Genomic DNA, 22,865 nt, shown 5'->3' with positions numbered 1-22,865 from the left:
CGTATCGCAGATGACCGATCCCCCGGGCGCCTGATAGCGCCCGGGGGATCGGTCATCTGTGCCGCAACGGACCTCAGCGGCCGCGCAGCGAGCGGTAGGTGGCCACCAGATGCTCGGTGGAGGTGTCCAGACCCGGCACCTCGGCGCCCTCGGTCAGGGCGGGCTCGACGCGCTTGGCGAGCACCTTGCCCAGCTCCACTCCCCACTGGTCGAACGAGTCGATGTTCCAGACGGCGCCCTGGACGAAGACCTTGTGCTCATAGAGGGCGACCAACTGGCCCAGCACCGACGGGGTCAGCTCGGAGGCGAGGATGGTGGTGGTGGGGCGGTTGCCCGCGAAGGTCTTGTGCGGCACCAGCTCCTCGGCCACCCCCTCGGCTGCGACCTCCTCGGAGGTCTTGCCGAAGGCCAGCGCCTGGCCCTGGGCGAAGAGGTTGGCCATCAGCAGATCGTGGTGGGACTCCAGCCCGGGCGGCATGCCCTTCACCGGCCGGGCGAAGCCGATCAGATCGGCCGGGACCAGCTTGGTGCCCTGGTGAAGCAGTTGGTAGTAGGCGTGCTGGCCGTTGGTGCCGGGGGTGCCCCAGACGATCGGGCCGGTCTGCCAGCCGACGCGATGGCCGTCCCGGTCCACGGACTTGCCGTTGGACTCCATGTCCAACTGCTGAAGATAATCGGTGAACCTCGACAGATAGTGGCTGTACGGCAGTACGGCATGCGCCTGGGCATCGTGGAAGTTGTCGTACCAGATGCCCAACAGGCCCATCAGCAGAGGGACGTTCTCCTCCGGCGGGGCGGTGGCGAAGTGCTCGTCGACCAGATGGAAGCCGGCCAGCATCTCGCGGAAGCAGTCCGGGCCGATGGCGACCATCAGGGAAAGCCCGATGGCCGAGTCATAGGAATAGCGCCCGCCGACCCAGTCCCAGAACCCGAACATGTTGTCGGTGTCGATGCCGAATTCGGCGACCTTCTCGGCATTGGTCGACACCGCCACGAAGTGCTTGGCGACGGCCTCCTCACCGGCCCGCAGCCCGGTCAGCAGCCAGTCGCGGGCGGAGAGGGCGTTGGTAATGGTCTCGACGGTGGTGAAGGTCTTGGAGGCGACGATGAACAGCGTCTCGGCCGGGTCCAGGTCGCGCACCGCCTCATGCATATCCGCGCCGTCCACATTGGAGACGAACCGGAAGGTCATCGAGCGGTCGGAATAGCCGCGCAGCGCCTCGTACGCCATCTTCGGGCCCAGATCGGAGCCGCCGATGCCGATGTTGACGACGTTCTTGATCCGCTTGCCGGTGTGGCCGGTCCAGTCGCCGGACCTGACCCGGTCGGCGAAGACGGCCATCTTGGCGAGCACGGCGTGCACTTCGCCGACGACGTCCTCGCCGCTCAGCTTGATCTCCGCGGAGTGCGGTGCGCGCAGCGCGATATGCAGCACCGCGCGGTCCTCGGTGGTGTTGATCCGCCGGCCGCGGAACATGGCGTCCCGCAGCTCGGCCACCTTGGTGGCCCGGGCCAGTTCGCGCAGCAGCCGCAGCGTCTCGTCGGTCACCAGGTGCTTGGAGTAGTCGACGTGGAGATCGCCGACCTGAAGGGTGAGGCGGCGCCCGCGCTCCGGGTCGCCCTCGAACAGGTCGCGCAGATGCGCATCGCCCAGATCCTTGCGGTGTGCGGCCAGCGCATGCCACTCCGGCAGCTCGTCCAGCCTGGTGCGGCCTTCCATGGTCATCTCGGACATCAGCCCACTTCTCGTCGGTGCCTGGCCCCCGTGGCCACCAACCTAATTGATGACGGACCGCATTCCCGGAACGAGGGCCGCCACCCCGCAGACGAACAGCGCCGCCGCCCCCAGCGCGGGCGTGTTCAGCCCCCACGCCGCGGCCATCACCCCGCCCAGCAGCGCGCCGAGCGGGGCGCCCGCGGTCGACAGGGTGCGGAAGGCCGAACTCACCCGGCCCAGTGCCCCGTCGGGGCTGCGCTGCTGCATCATCGTCACCTCGGTCACGTTCCAGACGATCCCCGCGAAGCCGAACAGGCCCATGGCTGCGACCGCGACCGGCAGGCTCCGTATCGCCCCGAGGACGACCAGGGCGCCGATCTGCGCGGTGCCGCACACCACCAGGGCACGGGCGCGCCCCAGCTTCTCGGTGAGCCGGGCGGCCACCAGCCCCCCGATCACACTCCCGATGCCGTACACGGTGATGACGGCCGCATAGCCGGTGTTCCCGGCGCCCAGCCAGCCGGTGATGTGCAGCACCAGGGTGGCGATGAGCGCGCCGATGCCGATATTGCACAGCGTGGTGGAGGCGCACAGCGCCCGCAGCGTCCGGTCCCGCCACAGCACGGCCAAGCCCTCGGCGATATCGCGCCGCAGCGATCCGCCCGGCGGGCGCGGGGCCCGCTGAGAGGGTGTCACCCCCAGCGAGGCCACCAGCACGGCGGCGGCGAGATAGGTGACCGCGTCCGCCGCGAACGGCATCGCGGCGCCGAGTCCCAGCAGCACCGGCACCAGCGGGGCGCCCACGAACCGGCCCATGACCTCCTGCCCGGTCATCAGCCGGGCGTTGGCCCTGCCCAGCGCCTGCTGCCCGACCACCGAGGGCAGCAGCGCCGTGGCGGCGTTGTCGAACAGGGTCTGGAGCGTGGTCAGGGCGAACGCGAGGACGAGCAGCAGCCCGATGGTGGCCTGGCCCAGCCAGACGGCGACGGCGAACCCCGCCATCAGGACGGCCCGCGCGCCGTCCACCGCCCACATCGCCCGCCGCTGGTCCACCCGGTCGGCGATTGCCCCGCCGATCAGCCCGAACAGCAGCCAGGGCAGAAAGCCGCAGGCGGTCACGAGCGAGACCAGCACCGGCGAATCGGTCAGCGAGACGGCCAGCAGCGGCAGCGCCGCACCCCGCAGGGCGTCCCCGAACCGGGAGACGACCGCGGCCGCCCACAGCCGCCCGAACCCCCCGCGCCACGCGGGCACCACCGGTTCTCCGGCGCCCAGCTCACCGGCGTCCACCGCGGCCATCACGATCCCCCCATGCGTCCGCCCCCGCCCGGCGGGACGGCTCCCCCCGGAGATTCAGCACCCCACGACCGTAGCCCGCACCACTGACAACGGCCCGGCCGCGCACCCCTCACAGGAGGTGCCCGGCCGGGCCGTCGTACCGCGTGCTGTGTCTAGATCTCGCCCCGGAGCTTGGCGAGTGCCTCGGCGAGAATCGCCTCGCCGTCGGCGTCGCTGCGCCGCTCCCGTACGTACGCCAGATGCGTCTTGTACGGCTCGGTGCGCGGCGGGTCCGGCGGGTTGTCCCGGTCCTTGCCGGCCGGGAAGCCGCAGCGGGGGCAGTCCCACGTGTCAGGGATCTGCGCGTCGCTGGCGAAGCTCGGCACGGTCTCATGCCCGTTCGAGCACCAGAAGGAGATGCGCAGGCGCGGCGCCGATTCGCCTCGCTCGGCCTCTCCCATCGGCCCCGCTCCGACCCGGCTTCCACGGATCGCGTTGCCACTTGCCACGGTCGTAACTCCCTGCGTGATGGTGCCGCGAAGCCTCGATTGGCAGCTTCGCCGCCCGGCGCCCCAGTCTACGTAAGGCCCAACGCGCGTCCAGGGAGAGGAGTTACACCCGTCCCCGAGGACGCCTTGCCATCATAGGCCGCATATGGGCCCCGCTGACGACGGTACGTCAGTTATCGGGCGTCGGCCGGGCCCTCGGCGGGCCCCGCCGGAGCCTCAGTCGAGCTTCATCAGCAGCCCGAGCACGACGATGCAGACGAACCACAGCAGCCCGACCACCACGGTGATGCGGTCCAGGTTGCGCTCGGCGACCGAGGAGCCGCCCACCGAGGACTGCATGCCGCCACCGAACATGTCGGACAGGCCGCCGCCCTTCCCCTTGTGCATGAGCACCAACATCATCAGCAGCAGGCTGAAGATGATGAGGGCGATCGAAAACCCCATGATCACAGTTGGACCAACCTTCTCGGGCTTGTACGGACGTCGGGGGCCGGACGGTGCGATTTCCACCGCCTCGACCCCCGACAGGGTACGACGACGCGCGCGCTAGGGCCTACTCACTGGTCGCGGAAACGAACGATCTTGACGAATTCGTCCGCGTCCAGCGCCGCGCCGCCGATCAGGGCGCCGTCCACATCGGGCTGAGCCATGATCGCGGCGACGTTCCCGGACTTCACCGAGCCGCCGTACTGGATCCTGACCTTGTCGGCGACCTCCTGGCCGTACAGCTCGGCGAGCCGGCCGCGGATGGCCCCGCAGACCTCCTGGGCATCCTCGGGGGTCGCGACCTCGCCGGTGCCGATCGCCCAGACCGGCTCGTAGGCGATCACGATGGTCTCGGCCTGCTCGGCGGGGATGTCCTTGAGACCGCCGTCCACCTGCGCGAGGGTGTGGGCGACCTGGTTGCCCGCCTTACGGACCTCCAGGCCCTCGCCGACGCACAGGATCGGGGTGAGGTCATGGCGGAAGGCCGCCTTGACCTTGGCGTTGCACAGCTCGTCGGACTCGCCGTGGTACTGGCGCCGCTCCGAGTGCCCGACGACGGCGAAGGTGCACTTGAGCTTGGACAGCATCGGGCCGGAGATCTCGCCGGTGTAGGCGCCGGAGTCCTGCGCGGAGATGTCCTGGGCGCCGTACTTGATCTTCAACTTGTCGCCGTCGACCAGGGTCTGCACCGACCGCAGATCGGTGAAGGGCGGCAGCACCGCGACCTCCACGGCCTCGTAGTCCTTGTCGGCGAGTGCGAAGGCGAGCTTCTGGACGTGGGCGATGGCCTCGAGGTGGTTGAGGTTCATCTTCCAGTTGCCCGCCATCAGCGGCGTACGGTCACTCACAGTGTTCAGTCCTCCAGTGCGGCGAGGCCGGGGAGCGTCTTGCCCTCGAGGTATTCGAGGCTCGCTCCACCGCCGGTCGAGATGTGGCCGAAAGCGTTCTCGTCGAAGCCCAGGATCCGTACGGCCGCAGCGGAGTCGCCGCCGCCGACCACGGTGAAGGCCGGGCTGTCCAGGAGCGCCTGGGCCACGGCCCGGGTGCCCTCGGCGAAGTCGGGGTGCTCGAAGACGCCCATCGGGCCGTTCCAGAAGACGGTGGCCGCGTCGGCCAGCTTCGAGGCGTACAGCTTGCGGGTCTCCGGGCCGATGTCCAGCCCCTGAAGATCGGCCGGGATCGCGTCCGCGGCGATGACCCGCGGGTTCGCGGGGGCCTTGGTCTTCAGGTCCGGGAATTCGGACGCGGCCGTGACATCGACCGGGAGCACGAACTCCACCCCGCGCTCCTTGGCCCGGCGCAGATAGTCCTGGACCGCCGGGACCTGGTCCTCCTGAAGCAGCGAGCCGCCGACCTCATGGCCCTGGGCCTTGAGGAAGGTGTAGGCCATGCCGCCGCCGATCAGGATGCGGTCGGCCTTCTCCAGCAGGTGGTCGATGACGCCGAGCTTGTCGGAGACCTTGGCGCCGCCGAGGACGACCGCGTAGGGCCGCTTGACGTCCTCGGTGAGCTTCTTCAGGACCGACAGCTCGGCGGCGATCAGCTCGCCGGCGGCGTGCGGCAGCCGGGCCGGGAGGTCGTACACGGAGGCGTGCTTACGGTGGACCGCGCCGAAGCCGTCGCCCACGTAGAGGTCGGCGAGGGTGGCGAGCCGGTCGGCGAAGGCGCCGCGCTCGGCGTCGTCCTTACTGGTCTCACCGGCGTTGAAACGCAGGTTCTCCAGCAGCGCGACCTCGCCGTCGGCGAGCCCCGCCACGGTGGCCTGAGCGCTCTCGTCCACGGTGTCGGTCGCGAAGGCGACCTGCTTGCCGAGGAGTTCGCCGAGCCGCCGGGCGACGGGGGCGAGCGAGTACTGGGGGTCCGGGGCGCCCTTGGGGCGGCCCAGATGCGAGGCGACGATCACCCTGGCGCCCAGGTCCAGGAGCTTGTTGATCGTCGGAACGGCGGCGCGGATCCGGCCGTCGTCGGTGATCGTCTCGCCGTCGAGCGGGACGTTCAGATCGACGCGGACGAAGACCCGCTGCCCGGCGACCTGAAGATCGTCAATCGTCTTCACAGGGATGACTCCTTGATCATGGATCGGGGCCCGCTACGACACCGTCGTAGTGGGCCCCGTTCCTGGCTCATCGGGACAGCGGTCAGAGCTGCGCGCCGACGAAGACGGTCAGGTCGACGAGGCGGTTGGAATAGCCCCACTCGTTGTCGTACCAGCCGACGACCTTGACCTGCTTGCCCTGGACCATGGTCAGGGAGGAGTCGAAGGTGCAGGACGCGGGCCAGTTGACGATGTCCGAGGAGACGATCGGGTCCTCGGTGTACTCCAGGATGCCCTTGAGCTGACCCTCGGCGGCCTTCTGGAAGGCCGTGTTGATCTCGTCCTTGGTGACCTCGCGGTCGAGCTCCAGGACCAGGTCGGTGACCGAGCCGGTCGGGACCGGGACGCGCATCGCGATGCCGTCCAGCTTGCCCTTGAGCTGCGGCAGGACCAGCGCGGTGGCCTTGGCGGCACCGGTGGAGGTCGGAATGATGTTCTCCGCCGCCGCGCGGGCGCGACGCAGGTCCTTGTGCGGGAAGTCCAGGATGCGCTGGTCGTTGGTGTACGCGTGGACCGTCGTCATCATGCCCTTGACGATGCCGAAGCTCTCGTCGAGGACCTTGGCCATCGGCGCCACACAGTTCGTGGTGCAGGAGGCGTTGGAGATGACGTGCTGGTTCGCCGGGTCGTACTTCTCGTTGTTGACGCCCATCACGATCGTGATGTCCTCGTCCTTGGCGGGCGCGGAGATCAGGACCTTCTTGGCGCCTGCGGCGAGGTGCTTGGCGGCGTCCTCGCGCTTGGTGAAGATGCCGGTGGACTCCACCACGATGTCGGCGCCGAGCTCGCCCCACGGAAGGGCCGCCGGGTCGCGCTCGGCCATCGTCTTGAAGGTCTGGTTGCCCACCGTGATGGTGTCCTCAGTGTGGCTGACCTCGTGCTTCAGCCGGCCGAGGATGGTGTCGTACTTCAGCAGGTGCACCAGGGTGGCGTTATCGGTCAGGTCGTTGACACCGACGATCTCGATGTCCGCACCCTGCTCAAGGAGCGCGCGGAAGTAGTTGCGACCGATACGGCCAAAGCCGTTGATGCCTACGCGGATCGTCACGAACCGATCTCCTCGTTGGTATGCCGGTCTGGACGCCGGCGAACGTATATGGGATGTCCCCGACCGCCTCCGACCCTACCGCTATCACGGGACGTACGTGACATTGGCAATCGGCGGCCCATGACCACCGGAAAGTGGTACGGGCCGCCGATTCAGTCACGATTTGTCACGCGCTGTCAACGACGCAGCGCACGTAGCGCGTCGGCCACCAGCCGGGCCCGCTGGGCGGCGTCCGGGACATGCTCCAGGCCGAAGCCGAGCAGCACGGTGTCCCGGGTGGTGACGCCCGCGGCGGTGTGGAAGAGCTCCCGGGAACGGGACCGGTCCGCCGAGTTCGCCGGGCTGCCCTCCGGCGCTCCCGAGACCGACCAGGGGCCGAGCGCCGTCTCGAAGCCCTCGGAGTCCTTGGCGGTGCCGCCGACGGTGAACTCGGTGCTGTCCACGAAGGCGCCCCGGCCGCCGGTGCCCGGGTCGGTGACGTAGGAGAGCGCCAGCTCGACCTTCTTGCCCGCGTAGCCGCTCAGGTCCACGGAGACCGGCCGCCACCCCTCGGAGGAGCCCGTCAGGCTGTTCCAGGCTCCGGTGCTGCCCCGCGCACCGCAGCCGTCGTCGCCGGGGGTCAGATAGTGCTTCAGCCTGTCCTTGAGAGGGACCCCGGGCGTTCAATGCCCGGGAGGAATCGCATCCTTCCCCCTCCGGCCGCGCAACGGTCCGGTAATCTCTTCGCATCCGTTCGCGAGCCTGCAAGGCACGAACCGGCTTGCCGGGGATACGGCTCAGACGGCGCTGACCGAACGGATGCCGCTGGGCGCACCCAGCCTGGGGCCCCGTCAATGGTCCCGCACCGCAGACCTGCGGTGGATGTGACTCCCGGCACGGAAGCCAGCCGCGCAGGAGAGCATGAATCGGTGTGGCCGACTGAGTCAACAAGCTCGGTCCGTTCACGGCCGAGAAGTTGACGAACGGGTGCAGATTGAGCAGGAAGCCCGCCTCGCACTCGGTGGGGGGCGTCGAGCTGTCCTGGCCTGCGGTGCGCGCCTCGACGATCACATCGTCGTAGCCGGGCTCGGTGTCATAGGTCAACTGCGCGGCGGCAAACGACCGAGTTCGTTGACTCGGTTCGATACGGCTCTGCTTATGCCCCCGACTGCCCCCTACGGCAGGACGGTCAAGGGTCACATCTACCGGTCCCTGCGCTATGCGGGGACCGGACCGGGCATGTTGACGAATACCCACGCCGTGACCCCTCGCTTAGCGATGTTGGTCCCGGCGACGTGGTCGGCGGGCCCAGCGAGGCCGCACCGACGACAGCGGAAGTGGTCCCGAGTGGGCCGGTTGGCCTTCTCGGTGTGGCCGCAGCGCGGACAGCGCTGCGAGGTGTAGGCCGGGTCCACCTCGATGAACGGCACGCCGACACGTTTGGCCTTGTAGGCGATGAACGAGCCGAGCTGGTGGAACGGCCAGGAGGACTGGCGTGCTCGCTGGTCGCGGGGAACCGTAACCCGCTCGCGGATGCCCTGGAGCTGTTCCAGGGCGAGGCCGCGTTCGGTGCGTTGGGCGACAGCAACGACAGTCTTGGCGATCTTGTGATTGATGTGGGTCCCTGACGGTGCTCGGCAAGCTGCTTGAGAGCGCCGGGCGAACAGGCGAACCGCACGTTCTTGATCCGGCCGTCCAGGGTCCAGATGCTCACGGTCCGGGTGTCGTAGTTCCAGCTCAGGCACCGGTCGTCGAAGGTGTGCCCGGCGTGCGGACGGAAGACGATCGGCTTGGACTCCGCCTTCCGTCGGCGCTTGGAGTGCTCGGGGCCGAGGTTCCCGACCTTTATGTTGGCCCGCAGCGTCGTGTAAGCGTCGGCCACGCGCTTGATGATGTGCTGCGCGGCCTGTGCCCCGAACCCACGGGCCTTCAGCTCGCCGTAACACCGTTTCCGCAGCTCACGCACGCTGCCCCTGAGCCTGAAGTACTCGAAGGACACGGCGGAGACCCAGTTTGCGGCCTCGTTGATCGCGGGCAGGGTGCGCTCAAATGCCCGAGCCTGCACGGCATCCGGCACCAGCTTCACCTGCGTCACCAGCTTCATGGCCTCGGACCGTAGTACGACCGCCGCACACAAGCCCGCCTTTACCTAGCCATCACCACAACTGGTGAGCCGTAGGGCAGTTGTTCGTATTCTCCGGCTCCTCCGGCCATCCGGGCGTTCTGTGCCCGAGAGGCAGCAGAGAGCGGCGACGCTCCGCAACGCCGTCATGGGAGGCGATGAACTCCCCCATCGCGAACACGAAGCAAGCGCTCCGGTGCATGACCCAGGGGACATACGCGCCCCCGGATCGCTCGTGCGCTCCAGAACCGCGAGGTGCTGGAGCGGGGTCCAGGGGTGCGGCTTGCGTGCCGCTCGCTCCTGAGGGGTCAGCGACCATGCCCTCGACGATCTCCTGCTGGAGCCCGCCCTCGCCGCTGTAGGGGCGGAAGACGCCGTCGCCCGCGGCCTTCAGTCGGTTGCGGGTCGGTGCGGAGACCTTCTTCTCGGCGAGCCGCACGCCCTCGCCGCGCAGTGCGGCGGCCTGCTCGGCGGTGAGTAGAGCTCGACCGGGCCGGTGCCCTTCTCGGGCACCTGCCGCCCCAGCTCGGTGCCGTCCGCTCCGGCGCGGAGCAGCAGCGGAATCTGGTCCTTGGTGACCTGGGCGGCCCAGACGGACAGCCCGTCCCCGGCGGGGTCCGCCGATCGTGGTGCGGGGGCCGCGGCCAGTCCCCCCAGGAGCAGCGCGGCCAGTGTCACCACCGCGCCGCTCGATCTCACCGTGCGTGTCACCTTCTCGGCCGTGAACGCAAGCTCACACCGATTCATGCTCTCCTGCGCAGCAGGCTTCCGCGCCCGGAGTCACATCCACCGCAGGACTGCGGTGCGGGACCGTTGACGGAGCCCCACGCCAGGCTCCGCCCGACGACATCCAGCCGGTCAGCGCCATCTGAGCCGTATCCCCGGCAAGCCGGTTCGTGCCTTGCAGGCTCACGAGCGGATACGAAGAGACTGCCGGACCGCTACGCGGTCTCGGGGCGATCGGCCCTGGCGCGGGGCGCCATCAGCCGACCATGCCCTCGGCCATCTCCTCGGTCAGGCTGGACTCGGTGCCGGGGATGCCCAGGTCCTGGGCGCGCTTGTCGGCCATGGCCAGCAGCCGGCGGATGCGGCCCGCGACGGCGTCCTTGGTCAGCGGCGGGTCGGCGAGGGCGCCCAGCTCCTCCAGGGATGCCTGCTTGTGCTCCATGCGCAGCCGGCCGGCCGCCGCGAGGTGCTCGGGCACCTCGTCGGCCAGGATCTCCAGGGCGCGCTGCACCCGGGCCCCGGCGGCGACGGCGGCACGGGCCGAGCGGCGCAGATTGGCGTCGTCGAAGTTGGCGAGGCGGTTGGCGGTCGCGCGCACCTCGCGCCGCATCCGCCGCTCCTCCCAGGCGAGGACCGACTCATGCGCCCCCAGCCGCGTCAACAGCGCGCCGATGGCGTCACCGTCCCGGACGACCACCCGGTCCACCCCGCGCACCTCGCGCGCCTTGGCGGCGATCTGGAGCCGGCGGGCGGCGCCGACCAGTGCGAGCGCGGCCTCCGGGCCGGGGCAGGTCACCTCCAGGGAGGACGAGCGGCCGGGCTCGGTGAGCGAGCCATGGGCGAGGAAGGCCCCGCGCCAGGCGGCCTCGGCGTCGCAGGTGGCGCCGGAGACGACCTGCGGCGGCAGTCCGCGGATCGGCCGGCCGCGGCCGTCGACCAGGCCGGTCTGCCGCGCGAGCTGGTCACCGCCCGCCACCACCCGCACCACGTACCTGCTGCCGCGGCGCAGCCCTCCGGGGGCCATCACGACCAGATCCGAGGAGTGGCCGAAGATCTCCAGGATGTCCTTGCGCACCCTGCGGGCCGCGATCCCGGTGTCCAGCTCCGCCTCGATCACGATGCGCCCGCTGACCAGGTGCAGCCCGCCCGCGAACCGCAGGATCGCCGAGACCTCCGCTTTCCGGCAGCAGGTCCGGGTGACGGGGAGCCGGGAGATTTCGTCCTTCACCGCTGCCGTCATCGCCATGGGCCGATCCTTCCATGCATCCGAAAAATACGGTCGTACGCGGCCGCCAGAAGCTCCGGGTCGTGCTTCGGGGCACCGTCGGTCGCGGCCACCGGCGCCAGCTCGACCGTGCCGCCCAGCCGCTTGGCCGCGTCGCACAGACTGCTCTGGTCGGGGACGGCGGCCTCATCGGCCAGCACCACGTCGAAGGCGAGTTTAGGGGCGTGTCGGGCCAAAACCTCCAAATGACGCTGCGGAGAGAAGCCATCGGTTTCTCCCGGCTGAGGGGCGAGGTTCAGTGACAGCACCCGCCGGGCCTTGGTCTCGGTGAGTGCCTGGAGCAGATCGGGGACCAGCAGATGCGGGATCACGGAGGAGAACCAGGAGCCGGGCCCCAGCACCACCCAGTCGGCGTCCATGACCGCCTCGACGGCCTCGGGGACGGCCGGCGGGTCGTGCGGCACCAGATGGACCGACTGCACCTCGCCGCGGGTCAGCGCCACGGTGGCCTGCCCGGCGACGGTGGACACCTCGTCCGGGTGCGCCGGGTCATGGCCCCGCACGTACGCCTGGAGCTCCAGGGGGACGGCCGACATGGGCAGCACCCGGCCATGGGCGCCCAGCAGCTTGCCGACCAGGTCGAGCGCCTTCACATGGTCGCCGAGCTGCTCCCACAGGGCGACGATCAGCACATTGCCGACCGCGTGGCCGTGCAGCTCGCCCTCGCTGATGAAGCGGTGCTGGATGACCCGCGCCCAGGTCTGGCCCCAGTCGTCGTCGCCGCACAGCGCGGCCAGGGCCTTGCGCAGATCGCCGGGCGGCAGCACGCCCAGCTCGTCGCGGAGCCGCCCGCTGGAGCCGCCGTCATCCGCCACGGTGACGACGGCGGTGAGGTCGCCGGTGATCCGGCGCAGTGCGGCGAGCGACGCGGACAGGCCCATGCCGCCGCCGAGTGCGACGACCTTGGGCTGCGCGCTCCGGCTGGTCCGTGCTCCGACCAGCCGTCGCAGCCGCTTGGTACGAATGGTCACTCGCGCCCCATGTCCCGGTGGACGATGACGGTCTCCACTCCCTCGGCGGCCAGCCGCGGGGCGAGCCGCTCGGACATCGCCACACTGCGGTGCTTGCCGCCGGTGCAGCCGATGGCGATGGTCACATAGCGCTTGCCCTCGCGGCGGTAGCCCGCGGCGATGAGCTGGAGCAGCTCCGCGTAGCGGTCGAGGAACTCCTTGGCGCCGGGCTGGTTGAACACATAGCTGGAGACCTCCTCGTTGAGCCCGGTGAAGGGGCGCAGCTCGGGGACCCAGTGCGGATTGGGCAGGAAGCGGCAGTCCACCACGAGATCGGCGTCGACCGGCAGCCCGTACTTGTAGCCGAACGACATCACGGTGGCCCGCAGCTCGGGCTCCTCCTCGCCCGCGAACTGGGGGTCCATCTTGGCGCGCAGCTCATGCACGTTGAGGCTGGAGGTGTCGATCACCAGGTCGGCGTCGCCGCGCAGCTCGCGCAGCAGATCGCGCTCGGCGGCGATGCCGTCCACGATCCGGCCGTCGCCCTGGAGGGGGTGCGGGCGGCGCACGGATTCGAAGCGGCGCACCAGGGCCTCGTCGGACGCCTCCAGGAACAGCACGCGCCGCTTGACGCTCTTGGCGGCGAGGTCGGCGAGGGACTCGCGGAGGTTGTCGAAGAAGCGGCGGCCGCGGACGTCCACCACCACGGCGATCCGGGCCACATTGCCCTGGGAGCGGGCGCCCAGGTCGACCATGGTGGGGATCAGCGCGGGCGGCAGGTTGTCCACGACGAACCAGCCGAGGTCCTCCAGACACTTGGCCGCGGTGCTGCGGCCCGCGCCCGACATTCCAGAGATGATCACCAGCTCGGGGATGGCCGCCACCTCGGCGGGCTCGCCCGACGTGCCCGTATTCACCTGCGCTCCGTCTCCATGGTTCTCGTGCTCGGTCATGGTCTGGTCCCCCCGTTCGACGAGGACGCCGCACCGGCGGCCTCGTCCTCAATGATCTCTCCTGTGGCGGTGTTCACGGCGGGCGCGGCCGGGGCGGACCCGGCGAGCGCCGCGGCGACCGTCTCGGCCGTCTTACGGCCGACGCCCGGCACCTCGCAGATCTGCTCGATCGTGGCCGCGCGCAGCCGCTTGACCGAGCCGAAATGCTTCAGCAGGGCCTGCTTACGGCTGTCACCGAGGCCCGGAACGGTGTCCAGTGGCCCGGCCTTCATCGACTTGGCGCGCTTGCTGCGCTGATAGGTGATGGCGAAGCGGTGGGCCTCGTCGCGGACCCGCTGGAGGAGGTAGAGCCCCTCGCTGCTGCGGGGCAGCACCACCGGGTCCTCCTCGTCCGGCAGCCACACCTCCTCGAGCCGCTTGGCGAGGCCGCAGACGGCGACATCGTCGACGCCGAGCTCGTCCAGGGCCCGTTGGGCGGCGGCCACCTGCGGCTTGCCACCGTCGACCACGACGAGCTGGGGCGGGTAGGCGAACCGCTTCGGCCTGCCCTCCTCGTCGATCGGGCCGGAGGGGCCCTCGGAGGGGCCGTCGGAGGGGCCGTCGGAGGGGCCGTCGACGGACTGCCCGGTGGTCTCCGTATCTTCCGTATCTTCCGTCGGCGTGTTTTCCGTGGCCCCGGTGGCCTGCTCCTCCCACTCCCCCGTCTTCTGCTTCTCCAGCAGATAGCGGCGGAAGCGGCGGCTGACGACCTCATGCATGGAGCGGACATCGTCCTGCCCGGCGAAGCTCTTGATCTGGAAGCGGCGGTACTCACTCTTACGGGGGAGCCCGTCCTCGAAGACCACCATGGAGGCCACCACGTCGTCTCCCTGGAGATGGGAGATGTCGAAGCACTCGACGCGCAGCGGGGCGGAGTCCAGCCCCAGAGCCTCGGCGATCTCCTCCAGCGCCCGGGAGCGCGTGGTGAGGTCGGAGGCGCGCTTGGTCTTGTGCAGCGCGAGCGCCTGCTGGGCGTTGCGCTGGACGGTCTGCATCAGGTCCTTCTTGTCGCCGCGCTGCGGGATGCGCAGATCGACCAGGGAGCCCCGGCGCTCGGTGAGCCACTGGGTGACCGGCTCGGCCGGGTCCGGCACGGCGGGCACCAGGACCTCCTTGGGGACGGCGTCGCCGCGCTCCTCCCCGTACAACTGCTGGAGGGCGTGCTCGACCAGCCCGGCGGTGTCGACGGCCTCGACCTTGTCGGTGACCCAGCCGCGCTGACCGCGCACCCGGCCGCCGCGCACATGGAAGATCTGGACGGCGGCCTCCAGCTCGTCCTCGGCGACCGCTATCAGATCGGCGTCGGTGGCGTCGGCGAGAACCACCGCGTTCTTCTCCATGGCGCGCTTGAGCGCCCCTATGTCGTCGCGGAGCCGGGCCGCCTTCTCGTACTCCATGTCCTCGGCGGCCTCGTGCATCCGCTGCTCCAGGCGGCGCAGATAGGTGCCGGTGCGGCCGGCCATGAAGTCGCAGAATTCTTCGGCGAGTTCGCGGTGCTCCTCGGCGGTGACACGGCCGACGCAGGGGGCCGAGCATTTGCCGATATAGCCGAGCAGACAGGGGCGGCCGATCTGGGCGGAGCGCTTGAACACCCCGGCGGAGCAGGTCCGGACGGGGAACACCCGCAGCATCAGGTCGACGGTCTCGCGGATGGCCCAGGCATGGCCGTAAGGGCCGAAGTAGCGCACGCCCTTCTTCTTGGCGCCGCGCATCACCTGGACCCGGGGGAACTCCTCGTTCAGGGTCACGGCGAGGGAGGGGTAGCTCTTGTCGTCGCGGTACTTGACGTTGAACCGGGGGTCGAACTCCTTGATCCAGGAGTACTCGAGCTGTAGGGCCTCGACCTCGGTGGAGACCACGGTCCACTCCACGGCGGCGGCCGTGGTGACCATGGTGCGGGTGCGCGGGTGGAGGTTCGCCAGGTCCTGGAAGTACGACGAGAGCCTCGGGCGCAGGCTTTTCGCCTTTCCTACGTAGATAACCCGGCCGTGCTCATCACGGAACTTGTAGACCCCCGGCGACTCGGGGATCTGTCCCGGCTTGGGGCGGTAGCTGCTCGGGTCGGCCATGGTCACCACCCTACTTGCGGGGAGTGACACATCCGGGCTCTCGGGAGGGGGTCGGCCGAGGTCCAGTGGATTTGGGGATTCCGTGGCCGCTCGGGCGCGCGCCGGGCGCCCGTTCAGGCGTCGGGAGCCTCCAGGCACGGGCGCCCGCTCAGGCGTCGGGGCCCGCCACAAGTCGTCCGCCCTTCGCGGTGACCGGGATCGACGGCAGCGGCTTCTCCGCGGGCCCCTGGAGGACCTTGCCGGTGCGGGCGTCGAACTGGCTGCCGTGGCATGGGCAGTTGATCTTGTCGTCCTCGACGCTGTCGACAACGCATCCGGCGTGGGTGCACACCGCGCTGAACGCCGTGAACTCGCCCTTGGCGGGCTGGGCGACCACCACCCGCTGCTCTCGGTAGATCTTGGCGCCGCCGACCGGGACGACACCGGCCGAGCCGAGCTCGACGGGGGCGGTGGGCGTCGAGGACGCCGTACGGCCCGAACCGTCCGGGGAGCAGGCCGCCGCCCCCAGCCCGGCGGCTCCGGCCAGCGCGGCGCAGCACAGCAGGGTTCGGCGGGAGGCGGGCTGGCTGGACATACGGCTCCTGAGGGGTGTGAGGGGTCCTCCGACCATACCGGCACAGATCCGTCCACTCGTCGCCGCCTCCCGGGGAGGGCGTAAGCGCTTGCGCAAACGTTTACGTCCGACCGTGGATGCGATACGTTACGTGCCCCCAGGGGCCGATGGCCCCGAGAATCCAGTGGCCCCGAAGAAACCGGCGGCCCCGACAACCCGACGACCCTCGACGCGGAGGACCGCAGCGGATGGCAACCATGGTCGACGTCGCCCGGCGTGCAGGGGTGTCCGTGGCCACCGTCTCGCATGTGCTCAACGAGACCCGGCCGGTCCGCCCGGACACCCGTAAGGCCGTGCTGGACGCCATCGAGGACCTCGGGTACATCCCCAATACGCTGGCGCGCTCCCTGGTGACCGCGCGCACCCGCTCGATCGGGCTGGCCGTCTCGGCGATCAGCAATCCGTACTTCACCGAGATCCTCCAGGGCGTCGAGTCCAGCGCCCTGGAGCAGGGGTACGGGCTGCTGATCGCCGATCCGCATGACGATCCCGAGCATGAGCGCAAGGTCGTCCGGCTGCTCCATGAGCGGCGGGTGGACGGCGTGATCGTCGCCCCCTCGGCCGAGCCCGCCGGGCTGCTGGAGTATCTGGCCCGCCGTAAGATCCCCGCCGTCTTCCTCGACCGGCTGGTCGGCGACGCCCACGATCAGGTGTGCGCCGAGAACTCCCGCCCCGTCGAACAACTGGTCCACCATCTCGCCGGCCTCGGCCACATCCGTATCGGACTGGTCGCGGGGCTGCCGGGGCTGAGCACCACCACGGAGCGGATCGCGGGCTACCGGGCCGGGCTGGAGCGGCACGGGCTGCCGTTCCGCCCCGGGCTGCTGGCCGAGGGCCACTCCGAGGCACGGGGCGCGGAGGACGCCGTCCACCGGCTGCTGGCCTCCCCCGAGCCGCCCACCGCGATCATCACCGCGAACAACGCGATGACCATCGGCGCGCTGCGCGCCCTGCGGACGGCGGGCCTGAGCGTGCCCGGCGATCTCGCGCTCGTCTGCTTCGACGACTTCTCCTGGGCGGATGTCTTCTCCCCCGGGCTCACCGCGATCTCCCAGCCCAGCCGGGAGGTCGGCGCCACCGCCGTCCGGCTGCTGCTCGACCGGCTGGAGAACCCGGGGCGGCCGCCGCGCACCGTCCGGCTGCCCTGCGCCTTCGTCCACCGCGCCTCCTGCGGCTGTGTGGCCGAAACCCCCGACCGACCGCTCGACCACCCCCTCGACCGACCGCTCCCCGGAACCCCCGGGCGCCCCGGAAAGGACCCCCTCTCGTGATCGTCGTCGCCGGAGAAGCCCTGATCGACCTCGTGCCCGAGCGCACGTCGAGCGCCGCCGCGGGCGACCGGCTGCCCGCGCTGCGTCCGGCGCGCGGCGGCGGCCCGTACAACACCGCGCTGGCGCTGGGGCGGCTCGGCTCGCCCACCGCGTTCTGCTCTCGGGTCTCCACGGACGGCTTCGGGGAGGCGCTGCTGGAGGGGCTGCGGAAGGACGGCGTGGACACCGCGCTGGTGCAGCGCGGCCAGGAGCCCACAACCCTCGCCGTCGCCTCCATAGGGGCCGATGGCTCGGCCGGATACGGGTTCTATGTCCAGGGCACCGCGGACCGGCTCTTCACCCTGCCGCCGTCCCTTCCCGAGGGGGTGAGCGCGTTGTCGCTGGGCACCTGCTCGCTGGTATTGGAGCCGGGCGCGAGCGCGTATGAGGAGCTGCTGCGGCGGGAGGCCGCGCGCGGAGTCTTCACCACGCTGGACCCCAATATCCGCACCGGCCTGATCCCCGACGCCGACGCCTACCGGGCCCGCTTCCAGGGCTGGCTGCCCCATATCGGCCTGCTGAAGCTGTCCATAGAGGACGCCCGGTGGCTGGCCGACTCGCAGGACGCGGAGGATGTCGAGACGGCCGTGGGCGAGTGGCTGGCGGCGGGCCCGGCGGCGGTGGTGCTCACCCATGGCGGGGAGGGGCTGAGCGTACGGCGCCAGGATGGCTCGGTGCTCTCGGTGCCGGGCGAGCGGGTGGACATCGTGGACACCATCGGAGCGGGCGACACCGTGAACGCCGCGCTGCTGCACCGGCTGGCGGGGCACCAGGCGCTGTCGGCCCCCGCACTGGCCAAGCTGGACGAGGCGGCCTGGCTCGATGTGCTGGGCTTCGCCGCCCGCGCCGCCGCGATCACCTGCTCCCGGGCGGGCGCGGAGCCGCCCTACGCCTCCGAGCTGGCCTGACCCGCTCCGCGCACGCGTACGCCGCGCCCGGTCGATCCGGGCGCGGCGTGGCGTGACGCAGGGCGATCGCGGGGGCCGGGGCTACTTCGCGGCCGTCCGCTTGGCGGCGACCGTGGTCTTGGCCGCCGCCTTCTTGGCCACGGTCTTCTTGGCCACGGTCTTCTTCGCCGCGGTCTTCTTGGCCGCCGTGCTCTTGGCGGCGGCCTTCTTGGCGGGCGCCTTCTTGACGGTCGCCCCGCCGTTGCGCGCCGCGGGCACCGTCGCGTCACTCACCCAGTCGCCCAGCATGTCGCGCAGGAACTTCCCGGTGTGGCTGGCCGGGACCGCGGCCACATCCTCCGGGGTGCCCTCGGCGATCACCAGACCACCGCCGCTGCCGCCCTCGGGGCCCATGTCCACGACCCAGTCGGCCGTCTTGATCACATCGAGGTTGTGCTCGATGACGATCACGGTGTTGCCCTTGTCGACCAGGCCGGAGAGCACGGTGATCAGCTTGCTGATGTCCTCGAAGTGCAGACCGGTGGTCGGCTCGTCCAGGACGTACACCGTGCGGCCGGTGGACCGCTTCTGGAGCTCGCTCGCCAGCTTGACACGCTGGGCCTCACCGCCGGACAGGGTCGGCGCGGGCTGCCCGAGCCGGACATAGCCCAGCCCGACCTCGTTGAGCGTGCGCAGATGGCGGGCGATGGTGGGCACCGCCTCGAAGAAGTCCAGGGCCTCCTCGATGGGCATGTCCAGCACCTCGGCGATGGACTTGCCCTTGTAGTGCACCTCCAGGGTCTCCCGGTTGTAGCGCGCGCCATGGCAGACCTCGCACGGCACATACACATCCGGCAGGAAGTTCATCTCGATCTTGATGGTGCCGTCACCGGAGCAGTTCTCGCAGCGGCCGCCCTTGACGTTGAAGGAGAACCGCCCGGGCTGGTACCCGCGGACCTTGGCCTCCATCGTCTCCGCGAACAGCTTGCGCACATGGTCGAAGACGCCGGTGTACGTCGCCGGGTTGGACCGCGGGGTGCGGCCGATGGGCGACTGGTCGACATGGACCACCTTGTCGACGAGATCGTCACCGGCGACCCGGGTGTGCCGCCCCGGAACCGCCCGCGCCCCGTTCAGCTCGCGGGCCAGATGGGTGTAGAGGATGTCGTTGACCAGCGTGGACTTACCCGATCCGGAGACACCGGTGACGGCGGTGAGGACCCCCAGCGGGAAGGACACGTCGATGTCCTGGAGGTTGTTCTCCCGGGCGCCATGGACCGTCAGATGCCGCTTGGGGTCCACGGCCCGGCGCACCGGCGGCAGCGGGATGGCCTTCTTGCCGGACAGATAGTGCCCGGTCACCGAGTCCTCGTTGACCAGCAGCTCGCTCAGCGGCCCGCTGTGCACCACCTTGCCGCCGTGCTCACCCGCGCCCGGGCCGATGTCCACCACCCAGTCCGAGGTCTTGATGGTGTCCTCGTCGTGCTCCACGACGATCAGGGTGTTGCCGAGGTCGCGCAGCCGCACCAGCGTCTCGATCAGCCGGTGGTTGTCGCGCTGGTGCAGGCCGATGGAGGGCTCGTCCAGCACATAGAGCACACCGACCAGACCGGAGCCGATCTGGGTGGCCAGCCGGATGCGCTGGGCCTCGCCGCCGGAGAGGGTGCCCGCGGCGCGGTTGAGCGAGAGGTAGTCCAGGCCGACGTCGACCAGGAACCTCAGCCGCTCGTTGACCTCCTTGAGGACCCGCTCGGCGATGGTCTTCTCGCGCGGGCTCAGCTCCATGGCGCGCAGGAACTCGGCGCATTCGCTGATCGACATCGCCGAGACATCCGCGATGGACTTGTCCTGCACGGTGACCGCGAGAACGATCGGCTTGAGGCGGGTGCCCTCACAGGTGGGGCAGGGCACCTCGCGCATATAGCCCTCGAACCGCTCCCGGCTGGCGTCGCTCTCCGCCTCGGAGTGGCGCCGCTTCACATAGGGCACCGCGCCCTCGAAGGCCGTGGTGTATGCCCGCTGGCGGCCGTAGCGATTGCGGTAGCGGACCTCGATCTGGGTCCGGTGGCCGCCCAGCAGCGCCTTCTTGGCACGCTGCGGCAGCCCGGCCCAGGGGATGTCCGTACGGAAGCCGAGGGCGTCGGCGAGCGCGCCGACCAGCCGCCCGAAGTAGTCCTTGGTGTGGCCGTGGGACCAGGGGTGGATGGCGCCCTCGTCGAGCGACTTCTCCTCGTCCGGGATGATCAGCTCGGGGTCGACCTCCATCCGGGTGCCGATGCCGGTGCAGTCCGGGCAGGCGCCGAAGGGCGAGTTGAAGGAGAAGGTGCGCGGCTCCAGCTCCTCGAAGGACAGGTCGTCGTACGGGCAGTACAGATGCTCGGAGAACATCCGCTCCCGCTGCGGGTCGTCCTCGTCGAGGTCCACGAAGTCGAGGATCACCATGCCGCCGGAGAGGCCGAGCGCGGTCTCCACCGAGTCGGTCAGCCGGCGCTTGGCGCTGTCCTTGACGGTGAGGCGGTCGATGACCACCTCGATGGTGTGCTTCTCCTGCTTCTTCAGCTTCGGCGGGTCGGAGAGCTGGATCGTGGCGCCGTCCACCCGGGCGCGGCTGTAGCCCTTGGTCTGGAGATCGGAGAAGAGGTCGACGAACTCCCCCTTGCGCTCGCGCACCAGCGGGGAGAGCACCTGGAAGCGGCTGCCCTCGGGGAGCTCCAGCACCCGGTCCACGATCGCCTGCGGCGACTGGCGGGCGATCGGACGGCCGCACTCGGGGCAGTGCGGCTTGCCGATGCGGGCGAACAGCAGCCGGAGGTAGTCATAGACCTCGGTGATGGTGCCGACGGTCGAGCGCGGATTGCGCGAGGTCGACTTCTGGTCGATCGACACCGCGGGGGACAGGCCCTCGATGAAATCCACATCGGGCTTGTCCATCTGCCCCAGGAACTGGCGGGCGTAGGAGGAGAGCGACTCGACGTAGCGGCGCTGCCCCTCGGCGAAGATCGTGTCGAACGCGAGGGACGACTTGCCCGACCCGGACAGCCCGGTGAAGACGATGAGCGAGTCGCGAGGAAGGTCGAGTGAGACGTTCTTGAGGTTGTGCTCGCGAGCGCCACGAACGATGAGACGGTCGGCCACGCCGGTCGGCACCTTTCTTGAGAGAGACGGGGTGCGCCGAGCCCGCTCGCCGGGGCGGCCCTGCCGGACGGAGCAGAGGCGGAGCGGAGCGAAACCCCCAACCCAGGGTATGGGGGCACGACGACGATGTCTTAAGGATGCAGCACACCGAGCCTATAGCACGCACATTCGATTTGCGGGCGACGGGAGCCGACTTCACCCGATCGTGTGGTGCGGACTACGGTCGGGTCATGACCGACTACGTCCGGGACGCCCTCGCCGTACAGGAGGCGACGGATCGGCTGCTGACCGCCGTCGCCGCTCTCGACGACGCGTCCCTCGCGAGCCCCTCGGAACTCCCCGGCTGGACCCGCGGCCATGTCCTGGCCCATCTGGCCCGCAACGCCGACGCCCTGGTGAACCTGCTCACCTGGGCCCGGACCGGCCAGGAGACCCCGATGTACGCCGACGCCCGGGCGCGCGACGCCGAGATCCGGCGCGACGCCGCCCGGCCGCTCGCCGTCCATCTGGACGACCTGCGCACCAGCGCGACCCGCTTCGACGCGGCGGCCACCGCGCTGCCCCCGGAGTGCCTGCCGTACGAGGTGACCCTGCGCGGCGGGGTCCGGGAGCCGGCGGCCGGGCTGCCACTGCGCCGCCTCGTCGAGGTCGAGCTGCACCATGTCGATCTCGGTATCGGCTACACCGTGGCGGATCTGCCCGCCACCTTCGTCGAGAGCCAGCTCACCGTGCTCATCCGTACAAGGTTCGCCGGGCGCCCGGATATTCCCCCGCTGCGGCTGGCCACCGGGCCCGGTGACGGGGACGTCCGGCACACCGGCCGCCCCGCCGCCCCCGGGGAGTCCCCGGTCACCGTCACCGGCTCGCCCGCCGCCCTGCTGGGCTGGCTCACCGGCCGTACGGACGGCTCCGGCCTCTCCTGCCCGAACGGCTCCTTGCCCGTCCTCCCCGCACTAGGCTGAGGCCATGACCTACAGCGGAGTAGTGACGGTCGGTGGACCGGCGGATGTGCACGAACTGCCCGATCTGATGATCTCGAAGGTCGCGGTCGGCCCCATGAACAACAACGCGTATCTGCTGCGCTGCCGGGCCACCGACGAACAGCTCCTGATCGACGCCGCCGCCGAGCCGCACACCCTGCTCTCCCTGATCGGCGAGAGCGGCATCGCCTCCGTCGTCACCACCCACCGCCACCAGGACCACTGGAGCGCGCTGCGCGAGGTGGTGGACGCCACCGGCGCCCGCACCTACGCGGGCCAGTACGACGCCGAGGGCATCCCGGTGCCCACCGATGTGCCGGTCGCGGACGGCGACACGGTGCGGGTCGGCCGGGTCGAGCTGACCGCGCGCCACCTGGTCGGCCATACGCCCGGCAGCATCGCCCTGGTGTACAACGACCCGCACGGCCATCCGCATGTGTTCACCGGCGACTGCCTCTTCCCGGGCGGCGTCGGCAACACCTGGAAGGACTCCAAGGCGTTCGAGAGCCTGATCAACGACGTCGAGACCAAGCTCTTCGACCGGCTTCCGGACGAGACGTGGGTCTACCCCGGCCACGGCGACGACACCACGCTCGGCGCCGAGCGCCCGCATCTCGCGCAGTGGCGCGAGCGCGGCTGGTAGCGGCGCCGGTGGCGCGCGCGGCTCATGGCGGCGCGCGCACG

At 70.3% G+C, this 22,865-nt stretch carries 19 protein-coding genes and 1 pseudogene; 4 read left to right on the top strand and 16 right to left on the bottom strand.

Going from position 1 to position 22,865, the window contains the following annotated elements; translation table 11 throughout:
• Positions 1 to 73 precede the first annotated feature (73 nt).
• The 15 genes and pseudogenes from pgi to KN815_RS06970 all read right to left on the bottom strand — a co-directional run bounded on the left by pgi (position 74) and on the right by KN815_RS06970 (position 15,830).
• Positions 74 to 1,726 (bottom strand): glucose-6-phosphate isomerase, encoded by a 1,653-nt coding sequence (gene pgi / locus KN815_RS07040; protein ID WP_216340911.1) that lies wholly within the window; start codon positions 1,724 to 1,726, stop codon positions 74 to 76.
• A 51-nt stretch (positions 1,727 to 1,777) separates the two neighbouring features.
• The gene (locus tag KN815_RS07035; protein WP_216340879.1) at positions 1,778 to 3,016 is read right to left on the bottom strand and encodes an MFS transporter; all 1,239 of its coding nucleotides are present in this window, start codon (positions 3,014 to 3,016) and stop codon (positions 1,778 to 1,780) included.
• 152 nt (positions 3,017 to 3,168) lie between these two features.
• Positions 3,169 to 3,504 (bottom strand): RNA polymerase-binding protein RbpA, encoded by a 336-nt coding sequence (locus KN815_RS07030; protein ID WP_009718803.1) that lies wholly within the window; start codon positions 3,502 to 3,504, stop codon positions 3,169 to 3,171.
• 216 nt (positions 3,505 to 3,720) lie between these two features.
• On the bottom strand, positions 3,721 to 3,948 hold the full coding sequence (gene secG / locus KN815_RS07025) for a preprotein translocase subunit SecG (RefSeq protein WP_014059875.1): 228 nt from the start codon (positions 3,946 to 3,948) through the stop codon (positions 3,721 to 3,723).
• A gap of 113 nt (positions 3,949 to 4,061) precedes the next feature.
• Entirely contained in the window at positions 4,062 to 4,838 is a 777-nt protein-coding gene (gene tpiA, locus KN815_RS07020; protein WP_216340878.1) for a triose-phosphate isomerase, read from the bottom strand.
• Between the two features lie 5 nt (positions 4,839 to 4,843).
• Positions 4,844 to 6,046, bottom strand: coding sequence for a phosphoglycerate kinase (locus KN815_RS07015; RefSeq protein ID WP_216340877.1), 1,203 nt, complete (start codon positions 6,044 to 6,046; stop codon positions 4,844 to 4,846).
• A gap of 82 nt (positions 6,047 to 6,128) precedes the next feature.
• Positions 6,129 to 7,133 (bottom strand): type I glyceraldehyde-3-phosphate dehydrogenase, encoded by a 1,005-nt coding sequence (gene gap / locus KN815_RS07010; RefSeq protein ID WP_216340876.1) that lies wholly within the window; start codon positions 7,131 to 7,133, stop codon positions 6,129 to 6,131.
• A 176-nt stretch (positions 7,134 to 7,309) separates the two neighbouring features.
• Positions 7,310 to 7,768, bottom strand: a pseudogene (locus tag KN815_RS07005) (zinc carboxypeptidase); the annotation flags it as partial.
• A gap of 561 nt (positions 7,769 to 8,329) precedes the next feature.
• On the bottom strand, positions 8,330 to 8,857 hold the full coding sequence (locus KN815_RS50105; RefSeq protein ID WP_253208809.1) for a zinc ribbon domain-containing protein: 528 nt from the start codon (positions 8,855 to 8,857) through the stop codon (positions 8,330 to 8,332).
• Positions 8,858 to 9,624: 767 nt separating this feature from the next.
• On the bottom strand, positions 9,625 to 9,933 hold the full coding sequence (locus tag KN815_RS06995) for a hypothetical protein (protein WP_216340875.1): 309 nt from the start codon (positions 9,931 to 9,933) through the stop codon (positions 9,625 to 9,627).
• Positions 9,934 to 10,216: 283 nt separating this feature from the next.
• Positions 10,217 to 11,206: a DNA-binding protein WhiA gene (whiA, locus tag KN815_RS06990; RefSeq protein WP_059144929.1), complete on the bottom strand. Its 990-nt coding sequence runs from the start codon at positions 11,204 to 11,206 to the stop codon at positions 10,217 to 10,219.
• A complete protein-coding gene (locus KN815_RS06985; protein WP_216340874.1) occupies positions 11,197 to 12,216 on the bottom strand; it encodes a gluconeogenesis factor YvcK family protein in 1,020 nt (339 codons plus the stop codon). The genes whiA and KN815_RS06985 overlap by 10 nt, the downstream gene beginning before the upstream one ends.
• On the bottom strand, positions 12,213 to 13,148 hold the full coding sequence (gene rapZ / locus KN815_RS06980) for an RNase adapter RapZ (protein ID WP_216340873.1): 936 nt from the start codon (positions 13,146 to 13,148) through the stop codon (positions 12,213 to 12,215). The genes KN815_RS06985 and rapZ overlap by 4 nt, the downstream gene beginning before the upstream one ends.
• The gene (gene uvrC / locus KN815_RS06975) at positions 13,145 to 15,256 is read right to left on the bottom strand and encodes an excinuclease ABC subunit UvrC (RefSeq protein WP_216340872.1); all 2,112 of its coding nucleotides are present in this window, start codon (positions 15,254 to 15,256) and stop codon (positions 13,145 to 13,147) included. Before uvrC ends, rapZ begins: the two co-directional genes overlap by 4 nt.
• 148 nt (positions 15,257 to 15,404) lie before the next feature.
• Positions 15,405 to 15,830 carry a QcrA and Rieske domain-containing protein gene (locus tag KN815_RS06970; protein WP_216340871.1) on the bottom strand — a complete coding sequence of 142 codons (426 nt, stop codon included), beginning with the start codon at positions 15,828 to 15,830 and terminating at the stop codon, positions 15,405 to 15,407.
• A 227-nt stretch (positions 15,831 to 16,057) separates the two neighbouring features.
• Between KN815_RS06970 and KN815_RS06965 the strand changes: the two genes are divergently transcribed.
• Together KN815_RS06965 and KN815_RS06960 are read left to right on the top strand one after the other, a co-directional pair.
• Entirely contained in the window at positions 16,058 to 17,140 is a 1,083-nt protein-coding gene (locus KN815_RS06965; RefSeq protein WP_216340870.1) for a LacI family DNA-binding transcriptional regulator, read from the top strand.
• The gene (locus tag KN815_RS06960) at positions 17,137 to 18,087 is read left to right on the top strand and encodes a carbohydrate kinase family protein (RefSeq protein ID WP_216340869.1); all 951 of its coding nucleotides are present in this window, start codon (positions 17,137 to 17,139) and stop codon (positions 18,085 to 18,087) included. Before KN815_RS06965 ends, KN815_RS06960 begins: the two co-directional genes overlap by 4 nt.
• Positions 18,088 to 18,168: 81 nt before the next feature.
• Here KN815_RS06960 and uvrA read toward each other — a convergent pair whose 3' ends face one another.
• Positions 18,169 to 21,201 (bottom strand): excinuclease ABC subunit UvrA, encoded by a 3,033-nt coding sequence (uvrA, locus tag KN815_RS06955; protein WP_216340868.1) that lies wholly within the window; start codon positions 21,199 to 21,201, stop codon positions 18,169 to 18,171.
• Positions 21,202 to 21,431: 230 nt separating this feature from the next.
• On the opposite strand from uvrA, the gene KN815_RS06950 reads away from it, so the two are divergent.
• Positions 21,432 to 22,163 carry a maleylpyruvate isomerase family mycothiol-dependent enzyme gene (locus KN815_RS06950; protein WP_216340867.1) on the top strand — a complete coding sequence of 244 codons (732 nt, stop codon included), beginning with the start codon at positions 21,432 to 21,434 and terminating at the stop codon, positions 22,161 to 22,163.
• A gap of 4 nt (positions 22,164 to 22,167) precedes the next feature.
• Positions 22,168 to 22,824: an MBL fold metallo-hydrolase gene (locus KN815_RS06945; protein ID WP_216340866.1), complete on the top strand. Its 657-nt coding sequence runs from the start codon at positions 22,168 to 22,170 to the stop codon at positions 22,822 to 22,824.
• The last annotated feature ends 41 nt before the right edge of the window (positions 22,825 to 22,865 follow it).

The organism is Streptomyces niphimycinicus (assembly GCF_018883605.1).
In the GTDB taxonomy this organism is placed as follows: Bacteria; Actinomycetota; Actinomycetes; order Streptomycetales; family Streptomycetaceae; genus Streptomyces; species Streptomyces niphimycinicus.
The sequence above is the reverse complement of the archived record's forward strand: the minus strand, read 5'-3'. Positions and strand labels throughout refer to the sequence as shown.

Bases quoted from the DNA above. Each gene is read 5' to 3' on its own strand.
- pgi (WP_216340911.1), bottom strand. From the start codon at position 1,726: ATGACCATGGAAGGCCGCACCAGGCTGGACGAGCTGCCGGAGTGGCAT.
- KN815_RS07035 (WP_216340879.1), bottom strand. From the start codon at position 3,016: ATGGCCGCGGTGGACGCCGGTGAGCTGGGCGCCGGAGAACCGGTGGTG.
- secG (WP_014059875.1), bottom strand. From the start codon at position 3,948: ATGGGGTTTTCGATCGCCCTCATCATCTTCAGCCTGCTGCTGATGATG.
- whiA (WP_059144929.1), bottom strand. From the start codon at position 11,206: ATGGCGATGACGGCAGCGGTGAAGGACGAAATCTCCCGGCTCCCCGTC.
- rapZ (WP_216340873.1), bottom strand. From the start codon at position 13,148: ATGACCGAGCACGAGAACCATGGAGACGGAGCGCAGGTGAATACGGGC.
- uvrC (WP_216340872.1), bottom strand. From the start codon at position 15,256: ATGGCCGACCCGAGCAGCTACCGCCCCAAGCCGGGACAGATCCCCGAG.
- KN815_RS06970 (WP_216340871.1), bottom strand. From the start codon at position 15,830: ATGTCCAGCCAGCCCGCCTCCCGCCGAACCCTGCTGTGCTGCGCCGCG.
- KN815_RS06965 (WP_216340870.1), top strand. From the start codon at position 16,058: ATGGCAACCATGGTCGACGTCGCCCGGCGTGCAGGGGTGTCCGTGGCC.
- KN815_RS06950 (WP_216340867.1), top strand. From the start codon at position 21,432: ATGACCGACTACGTCCGGGACGCCCTCGCCGTACAGGAGGCGACGGAT.
- KN815_RS06945 (WP_216340866.1), top strand. From the start codon at position 22,168: ATGACCTACAGCGGAGTAGTGACGGTCGGTGGACCGGCGGATGTGCAC.